The following is a 428-nucleotide window of genomic DNA, read 5'->3' on the forward strand; positions in this document are numbered from 1 at the left end:
CGTGACATTCACGGTCGAATCAAACGCGTCGATAACGGTGCTGGTCGGGCTCTCCTTGTACGTTACGACCGCAAGCACATCGTCGCCATCGACTATCAGCAGTTCAGTCCGGCAGACAACCTGGAAGATGCCTGGAGCACCGTCCAGACCCTGGTCACCTACAGCTACGACACCCAACACCGCCTGATCGAAGCCAAAAACGCCGCTGGCGAAGCCGAGCGTTATGCCTACAACGACCAGAACGTCATTCTTGAGCGGCAACTCGCCGGCGGCGCCAGTTTTTACTGGGAATGGGAAAAAGAAGGTAAATCGGCGCGCTGCGTTCATCACTGGGCGAGCTTCTCGCAAATGGACGCGCATTACGCCTGGGATGACAAAGGCAGCGTCACGGTTACCAATGCTGACGGCAGCGAAGAGGTCTACACCCA

1 protein-coding gene is annotated in these 428 nt (G+C 57.2%); it reads left to right on the top strand.

The window, feature by feature from the left end; genetic code table 11:
• A partial coding sequence (locus ACXPVS_RS27440; RefSeq protein ID WP_458512666.1) for an RHS repeat domain-containing protein occupies positions 1 to 428 on the top strand: 428 nt, incomplete at both ends.

The organism is Pseudomonas sp. Ma2-10 (assembly GCF_054330215.1).